Below are 9,610 nucleotides of genomic sequence, written 5' to 3' on the forward strand. Positions count from 1 at the left end.
GGAGCCGAACCTTTAGCAGTCACGGATAACCTAAATTTTGGGAGTCCAGAAAAGCCGATAGGTTATTGGCAACTGGCAAATGCTTGTCGGGGAATCGCGGAAGCTTGTCGGGAATTGGGAACGCCGGTGACTGGCGGCAACGTGTCTCTCTACAATGAAACCCTGGACGCTGACGGGAATCCCCAGCCAATTTATCCGACGCCCGTGGTGGGGATGGTGGGGTTAATTCCTGACATTACGCGAATTTGCAGCCAAGCTTGGCAAGCCGAGGGAGATTTAATTTATTTACTGGGAAAACGTTTGGATTCACCAGAGGGAGTCACGTTAGGTGCTTCCGAGTATTTGTCAGCCATTCATGACATTGTCGCTGGTAAACCGCCCACCGTAGATTTTGATTTGGAACGCCGGGTACAAGCTGCTTGCCGGGAGGGAATTCGTCAAGGTTGGATTCGCTCAGCTCACGATTGTGCTGAGGGAGGAGTTGCGATCGCTCTCTCGGAAGCTTGCATCGCTAGCAATTTGGGAGCCGAAATTCACTGGAAACTTCCTCCAGAACCCTCTGTACGCTGGGATTCTATCCTTTTTGGTGAAGGGGGAGCGCGAATTTTAGTTTCTGTCGTGCAAGAACATCAAGAAATTTGGGAATCCTATTTAAAGGAGCAACTGGAAAATTGCTGGGAACAAATGGGTCGAGTCGGAAAACCGGACAGCGAGTTACGGGTTTTTACCACTCAAAGCCAAACTTTGATTGACGTTAGCATTAAGAAAATGGGCGATGCTTATCACAATGCTATCCAACGCCGTTTAACCGTTTAGCCAACCTTCCCCAATTTACTTCCAGAAATCGCTGACCCAGACAGAGCTAAAAATTCCTGGTCTATGTCTTCGGCTAGCGACATTAACGCTTTGTTATGAGATTATTAAGAATTACTAAGCCTGGTTAGTTTTTCTCTGCCTCAACAAGTAGGAGCCAAGTTCTCAAATGATTCCCAACCATCCCTTTGCAAGTGATGAGTCTCCAGCTGAGTCTAACCACTTGAACGATCAGCGACCTGATAAGCCAGAGGAAGCCTGTGGTGTTTTTGGGGTTTATGCACCAGGTGAAGATGTCGCCAAACTGACCTATTTTGGTTTGTATGCGTTACAGCACCGGGGTCAGGAATCTGCTGGTATTGCCGCTTTTGACGGCAAGCAGGTTCATTTACACAAAGAGATGGGCTTGGTTTCCCAAGTCTTCAACGAATCCATTTTGAACCAGCTACCAGGGAACTTGGCAGTTGGTCATACCCGTTACTCCACGACGGGTTCCAGCCGCGTTGTTAATGCTCAGCCAGCAGTTGTAGAGACCCGGTTAGGAACCCTTGCGCTCACACACAATGGGAATTTAGTCAATACTGGGAAACTGCGGGAAGAGTTGCTGCGACGCGACTGTAACTTAGTCACGACGACGGATTCTGAGATGATTGCCTTTGCGATCGCAGAAGAAATTAACGCAGGCAAAGACTGGTTGGAAGGAGCGATCCGAGCCTTTCGGCAATGCGAAGGAGCCTTTAGTCTGGCAATCGGAACGCCAGATGGCTTGATAGGTGCCCGCGATTCTAACGGTATTCGTCCCTTAGTGATCGGCATTTTAGACACCAACCCTCAGCGATATGTCCTCGCATCAGAAACTTGTGGCTTAGATATTATTGGGGCTGAGTACCTGCGGGATGTTGAACCGGGCGAGTTAGTTTGGATTACCGAAGAAGGTATGGCTTCCTTCTTCTGGGCAGAACAACCCAAGCGGAAACTATGCATCTTTGAAATGATTTACTTTGCTCGTCCGGATAGCGTCATGCATGACGAGAGTCTCTATAGCTACCGGCTGCGCTTAGGACGGCAACTCGCTCAGGAATCTCCAGCGGATACCGATATCATTATTGGCGTACCCGATTCCGGCATTCCCGCCGCGATTGGGTTTTCCCAAGCATCCGGCATTCCTTACGCCGAGGGATTGATTAAAAATCGCTATGTTGGTCGCACTTTCATCCAGCCGACTCAGGCAATGCGAGAGTGTGGCATCAAGATGAAACTCAATCCTCTTAAAGATGTGCTGAGTGGGAAACGAGTCGTCATTGTTGATGACTCTATCGTGCGAGGAACGACTAGCCGCAAACTTGTCAAAGCCCTCAGAGATGCTGGTGCCACCGAGGTTCATATGCGAATTTCCTCTCCACCCGTAACTCATCCCTGCTTTTATGGCATTGACACGGATAGCCAAGATCAGTTGATTGCGGCAACAAAGTCAGTCGAAGAAATTGCCGAACAAATAGGTGTAGACTCGCTAGCGTATCTCAGCCGCGAGGGAATGTTGAAAACTACCGGCGAAGATCCCAACAATTTTTGTTCTGCTTGTTTTACGGGTGACTATCCCATCTCAATTCCAGAGCAAGTTAAGCGTTCTAAGCTGATGTTGGAAAAAGCAGCTAGCTGTTAGCTTTTTGTCAGTGGTTAAATAAGTTTGAAAAACTTACACAGGAAAGAGGTCAAAACTTCATTCCCGTGTAAGTTTTTCACTTTATGTTTGTTTCGCGTATTTATGCCGGAGAGTGTCAAGAAGATGGGAGAACTGAATAAAACTCTGTCATTTTGAAGTTTGGGCGATTCTCAAACCAACATTGACAAAGGTTCGATGGTTTCGCTCCTGCTCTACCCATCCTACAAATTAATGAAGTCTCTCTACTTAATCCCCTGGCTTCACCGGCTGCATTGGCCCCAAGTAGTTTGTCAAATAGGGTGAAAAAACTTCATAAATCAGCGTCAGCGGACGCCCATGATGCCAAAATAGGTAGTGACGCCCCCAGAATGGTCCTGTTTCTCCAAAGGCAGATTCTAAAGCATCAGACTGACCGTAGTAAATTCCCTGGACATCCCGATATAACTCGGTACGCAGGCGAGCCAAACTTGCCCAAATTGGCAAGGAACGGTTTTGTAAATACTCATCTACATGGCTGGCTTCCCACCAGGAAGTCGCGTAAGCCAGCCGCTGACCGGAGGTGGTACGCAGCCATACCTGTCGTCGCAACCTAGGTCCTGGTACAGCCTGGATTTGATTGGGTGCTGCATCAGCATCCATGCCAACAGGCGACATATCAATGACATCTACTTCTGTTGGTTCACCCGTCAAAAGTTGCAGGTGACGGGTCGGGGAGCCATCTCCCAGTAAAAGCATCTGCCATGCTGGTGCTAGCTGTGTGTGAGGCAGTCCTTGCTGCACCACTTCTTCGCCTCCCTGCCAAAGCGGACTGAGAGCATACCAATCTCTTGGTAAGCTAATGCTGTTTGTGGGTATAACAGTTGAAGTCAAAGCTCTTTACAAAACTTCATTTTCTTATATAAAATCATAAACAATTTCTTGCCGGAAACCTATTCCAGCAAAAAAAATTGAGTGGTGAGTTTAGTTCTTTTGCAATTTTAGTTCTCAGTGCATACTATGCGTTGATGCGCTTGCAGCACTGAGAACTGAAAAAGTAATGCGGATGGCGAGACTCGAACTCGCAAGGCAAAGCCACACGCCCCTCAAACGTGCGCGTATACCAATTCCGCCACATCCGCTTGCATATATACCAATTGTATCATCTTTGAGGCAATTTCGTTCTCTTTGGAAGAAACAAGACTTTCAATCAGTATCAATAACTGTTCTAATGCGAGGTGATGCGATCTATATATTGTACTGATGCTGAAGGCAACATCCTGAAATAATAATGATTGTTCCTTGCGCTACCCCATTTCTCTAAAAACTAGAAGATGCGTTTTTCAAAGATTTTAATTGCTAACCGAGGGGAAATTGCTCTCCGCATTCTCCGTACCTGCGAAGAAATGGGGATTGCGACTGTTGCAGTTCACTCGACGATCGATCGACACGCCCTTCATGTGCAACTGGCTGACGAAGCCGTTTGCATTGGTGAACCCCCCAGTATCAAAAGTTATCTGAATATTCCCAATATTATTGCGGCAGCTTTGACGCGCAATGCGATCGCTATTCATCCGGGCTATGGTTTTTTAGCAGAAAATGCCCGATTTGCGGAAATCTGCGCGGATCACCAGATTTCTTTCATTGGCCCAACGCCGGAAGCGATTCGGGCAATGGGAGACAAATCCACTGCGAAAGAAACGATGCAACGGGCGGGTGTGCCTACAGTGCCGGGAAGTGATGGGATATTAATGTCCGATCGGGAAGCATTAGCGATCGCGGATGAAATCGGCTATCCTGTCATGATCAAAGCCACCGCCGGAGGTGGAGGGCGAGGAATGCGTTTGGTGCGGGAAGAAAGCGAACTCGTCAAGCTCTTCCAAGCTGCACAGGGAGAAGCAGAAGCTGCATTTGGCAATCCAGGCGTCTATCTGGAAAAATTTATTGAACGTCCCCGCCACATCGAATTTCAAATCCTAGCCGATAGCTACGGCAACGTAATTCACCTGGGTGAACGCGATTGCTCTATCCAACGGCGTCATCAAAAGTTACTAGAAGAAGCTCCTAGTCCAGTTCTCAGTTCAGAACTGCGCCAAAAAATGGGCACTGCCGCTGTCATGGCTGCTAAGTCTATCAATTACACGGGTGCTGGGACTGTTGAGTTTCTGCTTGCACCCTCTGGGGAATTTTATTTCATGGAAATGAATACTCGGATTCAAGTCGAACACCCGGTGACAGAAATGATCACTGGGTTAGACTTGATTGCCGAGCAAATCCGCATTGCTCAAGGGGAGAAATTGTCGCTGACTCAAGATCGAATCGTTCTCCGAGGCCATGCCATTGAATGTCGAATCAATGCGGAAGACCCCGACCACAACTTCCGTCCTCATCCGGGGCGGATCAGCGGCTATCTGCCTCCTGGCGGCTTTGGTGTTCGGATGGATTCTCATGTCTACACGGACTACGAAATCCCTGCTTACTATGACTCCCTGATTGGTAAGTTAATTGTTTGGGGTAGCGATCGCCCTACTGCAATTAAGCGGATGAAACGGGCATTGCGGGAGTGTGCCATCACGGGTTTGCCCACCACCATTGGCTTCCATCAAAAAATTATGGAGACACCGGAGTTTTTACAAGGCGAGGTTTATACCAATTTTGTTGAGCAATTAATGCAGTCCCAGCAGTAAGTAAGGAGTGGGTAATCGGTAATTTTTTCCGTTACCCACTTTTACTAACCTCCGGAGCGCCTTAATGAGTATGAGCAAACATCGTCAGCAGTCCTTGCTGACCCAAGAGAATCTCTCGCACTAGGCTAAAGATCCCTACCCAAACGATCGGGGTAATGTCTACACCACCGATAGGCGGCACAATTTTCCGCAATGGCACTAAAAAAGGTTCTGTAGGCCAAGCAATCAAGTTAAAGGGAAGCCGATTTAGGTCTATCTGGGGATACCAGGTAAGGACGATCCGAAAGATAAACAACAAAGTCATCAAGCCCACAAGCGGGCCAAGAATCCAGCTAGCAAGCGAAACAGCGTCCATTGGTTCTTAATCAAGAAATTTCCAGGCGTCAAAACTTTAGCCGTGTCGCGTATTTGTCATGCAACTGACGCGGCAAGGCATTATAGTTAAAGTTTTGTAACCAAATCTCTCATTATTCTAACGCAGCGTGGCGCTGAATCCTATTCAGTCAGACTGCTACAGAGGTATAAGAGACGTAAAAACAAAATGAAGCGACAAATAGGCTTCTCAAGTTCATAACATATCGTTAAAATTGATCAAAAGAAATCGTTGTCAAAGCGAGCGAAAAAAAATGACGCCTTCATTAGCGAATTTTCTCTATAGTCTGCTCTGGGGTGCTGTAATTGTTGTCATCCCAGCCACCGTGGCGCTGATTTTTATTAGTCAGAAGGATAAAATCCAACGTTCCTAGATTTCGGAATAGCCGGAAACCTCAGTTTATCGAGAGAGTAATTATTAAATTAGTTGCTCCCTCTAAAAAAACTGAGGTTTTATATGTTAAAGGGAGAAGAGCTGATGCGATGCAGCAAGCCAGTTTCTGCCCGCTCGTTCTCCTGCTGACCCAGGATACTTAGAATTAAAATTCCCAACCTGCGTACCAATTTCTGCGGTTAACTCGTTAACATAGATTTGTCTTGGGAAAACAGCAATGGTAAACTTCGGGCTTAACTCAGCCAGTCTTCTGGGTATTTTTCTGGCAGTGGCAGGGGCAGCACTGTACTTTCTGCGTACCGTGCGTCCAGAGCTAGCGCGAGATCACGATATCTTTTTTGCCGCAGTTGGTCTCTTGTGCGGCTTTATTCTTTTATTTCAAGGATGGCGACTCGATCCGATTTTGCAATTCGGTCAATTTCTGTTGACCGGCTCTGCTATCTTTTTTGCATTTGAAAGTATTCGGATGCGTGGAGTGGCGACGGAGGTTGCAAAGCGAAATACGCAAATTGTGGATGACGATCGCCCCGTAAGCCGCGTGTATCGAGCCGAGTTGGATCAACTCGAACCGATGGATGAGGAACCACCGAGACGGCGGATTCGGGGAACGCAAGAATCTCGCAATAGCCGGACGGTAGAAACTTACGAGGATGAACCGCGCCGCCGTCCATCCAGTCGGAGTAACAGTAATCCTAGTAATAGTAATCCTGAAAGGCTGGGACAAGGAGACCGTCCTCGCAAGCGTCGTCCCCGTCCAACAGAAACTCGCCCAACCGAACAACCGGACGATTGGGAAATCTCAGACACATGGGAGGAAAAACCGTCTCGCAGTAGCCGTCCCAGCTCGACTCGTCCACCCAGCCGAGATCCAGAGACTGCTGCCAAGCCAAGAAGAAGTCGTCCGCCTAGAGGAGAATCATCGGAGCGATCGCCTAATCGAGAGAGCCGGGAAGATGTAGAAGCAACCCCAACCGACTATGTAGACTACAAACCCATAGACTACCCGGAAGACGAAGGCGGCAACTCCAGCAATTTTGACCAAGAATGAGTCTGCTAAGGGCGGTGTCTTCGTGTCTGCCCCGCGTTTCATGAGACGCATCTGGTTCATTGGGTCGGGTTACTTTTGCAAGCAACAATGCAGCTTTGACGTGAAAAGATTGGCGTGCGGTTTGGGAATCCATACCTGGGTCAAATGGGGAATCTGGTTTAGTATGGCTGGGTTAGTTGTTGCCTGTACCCCAGTCAATCGCTCAACAGGGCCAGTTGCTCTTAACAGTCGTTATACAGATGAGCAACCGGCTTTGAGCGGCAATGGTCGGTTGCTCGCCTTTGTTTCTAACCGCAATGGCAGCCGACAGATTTGGCTGTACGACTTGCAGCAGCGGCAGTTTGTAGATGTACCGCGCTTGAACCGACAAGACGCGATCGCAGAAAATCCCAGTCTCAGTCAGAACGGTCGTTACATTGTCTACATTGCCAGCGACCAAGGACGCCCGGAAGTTGAACTTTACGATCGCAGCACCAAATCCTCACAAATTCTTACAATGGGCTATCGCGGTTGGGTGCGAAATCCTAGCATTAGTCCAGATGGTCGCTATATTGCCTTTGAAAGCAGCAGTCGCGGTCAGTGGGATGTAGAGGTGCTAGACCGGGGGCCTAATATTGAGTTAGATATCCCCGATGGCAGTCCATCTGCCTCTCCCTGAGCGTGAAACGTAACCTTTTTCTATCAGTATTTGTTACCTTAGCCAGTTTATTGAGTAGTTGTACTGGCTCAGGTCGTCTTATGAGTTTTCCCTTTGATTCAGCAGGGCGAAGTTTAAATAGCCCAGCTTCTGACATTAATCCTCAAATCGCCAGTCGGTACATTGTGCTAATTTCTGACCGGCGCAGCAGTCAGGATGTTTACCTTTTCGACACGGTGGATCGGCGTTTGATTGATTTGCCTGGATTAAATTCCCTGGATGCGATCGCATCTAACCCTGCTGTTTCCGCTGATGGTCGTTACATTGTCTTTGCTGCAAGTCGTCAGGGTCGGTCGGGAATCTACCTCTATGACCGGGAAACTCGCCAGTTAAGGAATCTCGCGGAAAACGTGCAAGCAGAAGTGCGAAATCCAACGATTAGCGCTGATGGCAGTACGATTGCCTTTGAATCTAGTGAAAATGGTCAGTGGGATATTGTAGTTAGCGATCGCTCTGGACAAACGCTGAATCTTCCAGCACCTCCTTGAGGATAAAAGTGCTGAGTATTTGGGAAGGAATGGTTGGAAAAAGTAAATACCCGCTTATCTGAATACACAGCTTTGGCGAATCAGGGGATTTTTTTAGCTTATAAAGGCAGGCTTGATTCGTGTAGTCGCACTTCACAGCTACAGTCATCAGGTATTTAGGCGCAAGTGATATGAAATGGCTAATTAACTGGCGCTGGCTAACGATTTTATTCACAATGGGGATAACTGGTTGTCTTGATACCCAGCTCTTCAACCCGCCGCAAATATTGACTGGCGGTATCAACAGCCAGACCCCTGACGAATATCCCGCCTACAGCAGTGACGGTCGCTATCTCGCCTTTGCTTCTGACCGCAATAATAATCGAGACATTTTCCTTTACGACTTGCAGCAACGCCGTCTCGTCGATCTTCCCAATATCAATCGTCGCGACTCCAGACAGGATCAACCCGCTTTGAATGCTGATGGTCGATTTATTGCTTATGTTTCTAGCGAACGAGGCAAGACGGATATCTTTGTCTACGACCGTCAAACTCAACGCTCCGAATTGCTCACTAGCAGCATCCGAGGCTCGGTACGCCATCCCACTATTTCCGGTGATGGTCGCTACGTCGCGTTTGAAACTAGCCAGCTAGGGCAATGGCATATTGCAACTGTAGAAAGAGGAACTTCAGCGACAAGTTCTGGCTCTTTACAAGAGTAGAAGATAAATGAAATGAGCGAGATACCGCATTGTTACGGTATGCGCTTCTTCTATAGAAAGAGCTTCGCTAAAAGCGATCGCTGCTAAATATGCTAGAACAGTCAAAAAAGCTTAAAAAGTTAACATAATGAGTACCAAAGTTCTGCGTATTGCCACTTCTGGCATCATCGCAGCCGCCGCTGCCATTGGTGCTAATGCAATCGACGCAATCGTTCCCTTTAACTGGCAACAGTCAAATATCGCTGTTGCCCAAGATGCTGAAGAACAAACAAATATTCAGGTTTATAGACGCGCTAGTCCAGGAGTGGTATCCATCCAGGCTGGTGACGGTAGCGGCAGCGGTAGCATCATTAGCCAAGACGGTCTGGTATTGACCAACGCTCACGTTGTGGCAAACGGTCGCCAAACTGTCACCGTTATTCTCTCAGATGGTAGAAAACTTCCAGCCGATATCATTGCTTTTGCTAACAGCAGTCTAGACTTAGCCGTTCTGAAAATTCGCGGACAGAACAATTTGCCCACCGTAGCGATCGCTCCTCCAAACTCTGTACAAGTCGGTCAGCGGGCATTTGCGATTGGGAATCCTTTTGGTCGATTTCAAGGAACCTTCACCGTTGGTATTGTTAGCCGGATTGACCAACAGCGCGGTTTAATCCAAACCGATGCAGCCATCAACCCAGGCAATTCCGGTGGTCCTCTTCTCAATAGCCAAGGAGAATTGATTGGCGTCAATACTGCTATTTTTACCAGCGGTCAGACTGCGGGAAACAT

The 9,610-nt window shown here is 48.0% G+C and carries 11 protein-coding genes and 1 tRNA gene; 9 read left to right on the plus strand and 3 right to left on the minus strand.

Features of this window, described 5'->3' with window-relative positions:
• A partial coding sequence (locus H6F50_RS16890; protein ID WP_242029072.1) for an AIR synthase-related protein occupies nucleotides 1–816 on the plus strand: 816 nt, incomplete at its 5' end.
• A gap of 166 nt (nucleotides 817–982) precedes the next feature.
• Nucleotides 983–2,476, plus strand: coding sequence for an amidophosphoribosyltransferase (purF, locus tag H6F50_RS16895; RefSeq protein ID WP_190429601.1), 1,494 nt, complete (start codon nucleotides 983–985; stop codon nucleotides 2,474–2,476).
• A gap of 246 nt (nucleotides 2,477–2,722) precedes the next feature.
• Here the strand turns inward: purF and H6F50_RS16900 are convergent, their stop codons facing one another.
• Both H6F50_RS16900 and H6F50_RS16905 read right to left on the minus strand, forming a co-directional pair.
• Nucleotides 2,723–3,346: a chorismate lyase gene (locus H6F50_RS16900; RefSeq protein ID WP_190429602.1), complete on the minus strand. Its 624-nt coding sequence runs from the start codon at nucleotides 3,344–3,346 to the stop codon at nucleotides 2,723–2,725.
• A 167-nt stretch (nucleotides 3,347–3,513) separates the two neighbouring features.
• Nucleotides 3,514–3,594 (minus strand) — tRNA-Leu (locus H6F50_RS16905).
• A gap of 192 nt (nucleotides 3,595–3,786) precedes the next feature.
• On the opposite strand from H6F50_RS16905, the gene accC reads away from it, so the two are divergent.
• Nucleotides 3,787–5,139 carry an acetyl-CoA carboxylase biotin carboxylase subunit gene (accC, locus tag H6F50_RS16910; protein ID WP_190410191.1) on the plus strand — a complete coding sequence of 451 codons (1,353 nt, stop codon included), beginning with the start codon at nucleotides 3,787–3,789 and terminating at the stop codon, nucleotides 5,137–5,139.
• Between the two features lie 61 nt (nucleotides 5,140–5,200).
• Here the strand turns inward: accC and H6F50_RS16915 are convergent, their stop codons facing one another.
• Nucleotides 5,201–5,494 (minus strand): YggT family protein, encoded by a 294-nt coding sequence (locus H6F50_RS16915; RefSeq protein WP_190410190.1) that lies wholly within the window; start codon nucleotides 5,492–5,494, stop codon nucleotides 5,201–5,203.
• 271 nt (nucleotides 5,495–5,765) lie between these two features.
• Here H6F50_RS16915 and H6F50_RS16920 point away from each other — a divergent pair, with 271 nt between their 5' ends.
• The 6 genes from H6F50_RS16920 to H6F50_RS16945 all read left to right on the plus strand — a co-directional run.
• Complete coding sequence (locus H6F50_RS16920) at nucleotides 5,766–5,885, plus strand: photosystem II reaction center X protein (protein ID WP_190410189.1); 120 nt, start codon at nucleotides 5,766–5,768, stop codon at nucleotides 5,883–5,885.
• 237 nt (nucleotides 5,886–6,122) lie between these two features.
• Nucleotides 6,123–6,953, plus strand: coding sequence for a Ycf66 family protein (locus tag H6F50_RS16925; protein WP_190429603.1), 831 nt, complete (start codon nucleotides 6,123–6,125; stop codon nucleotides 6,951–6,953).
• 163 nt (nucleotides 6,954–7,116) lie between these two features.
• Complete coding sequence (locus H6F50_RS16930) at nucleotides 7,117–7,611, plus strand: PD40 domain-containing protein (RefSeq protein ID WP_199292210.1); 495 nt, start codon at nucleotides 7,117–7,119, stop codon at nucleotides 7,609–7,611.
• A gap of 2 nt (nucleotides 7,612–7,613) precedes the next feature.
• Nucleotides 7,614–8,138 carry a PD40 domain-containing protein gene (locus H6F50_RS16935; RefSeq protein ID WP_190410187.1) on the plus strand — a complete coding sequence of 175 codons (525 nt, stop codon included), beginning with the start codon at nucleotides 7,614–7,616 and terminating at the stop codon, nucleotides 8,136–8,138.
• A 215-nt stretch (nucleotides 8,139–8,353) separates the two neighbouring features.
• Nucleotides 8,354–8,839, plus strand: a complete 486-nt coding sequence (locus H6F50_RS16940) for a PD40 domain-containing protein (RefSeq protein WP_190429606.1) — start codon at nucleotides 8,354–8,356, stop codon at nucleotides 8,837–8,839.
• Between the two features lie 127 nt (nucleotides 8,840–8,966).
• Nucleotides 8,967–9,610 (plus strand): trypsin-like peptidase domain-containing protein (locus H6F50_RS16945; protein WP_190429605.1); only part of this gene is annotated, 644 nt, incomplete at its 3' end.

Origin of the sequence: Coleofasciculus sp. FACHB-712, assembly GCF_014695635.1 — a bacterium.
Taxonomy (GTDB): domain Bacteria; phylum Cyanobacteriota; class Cyanobacteriia; order Cyanobacteriales; family FACHB-T130; genus FACHB-T130.